The following is a 268-nucleotide window of genomic DNA, read 5'->3' as shown; positions in this document are numbered from 1 at the left end:
GTAAAAACTCATAGAGTTTTTCTTTCAAGTTATTTAGGTCATGGGTTACTTCGATATTCAGTGATTCTATTAATCTCCCTTGTGCATCCCAAGCCGATAGATTGGTAGAACCAAGTTTCTTGCCGATCAAGAACAACTCATCGGCTTTAAGCATTACGATATCCAAAACCTCTGGATCGCCTAAAGAGACTCTTTTCGCCTTACCTGAAATCTTCACATGAGTAGATTTATGGTGAGGTATAGTGATCGTATTTCCTGATTGAGTCGT

Annotated in this window: 1 protein-coding gene; it reads right to left on the bottom strand. The window is 38.8% G+C overall.

Features of this window, described 5'->3' with window-relative positions:
• Positions 1-268, bottom strand: a 268-nt coding sequence (locus AB4585_RS25905; RefSeq protein ID WP_372171640.1) for a pilus assembly protein N-terminal domain-containing protein, incomplete at both ends; no start/stop codon positions are given.

Source organism: Vibrio sp. 10N.222.49.C9, from assembly GCF_041474985.1.
GTDB lineage: Bacteria > Pseudomonadota > Gammaproteobacteria > Enterobacterales > Vibrionaceae > Vibrio > Vibrio crassostreae_C.
This window is presented reverse-complemented; position numbering and strand designations above follow the sequence as displayed.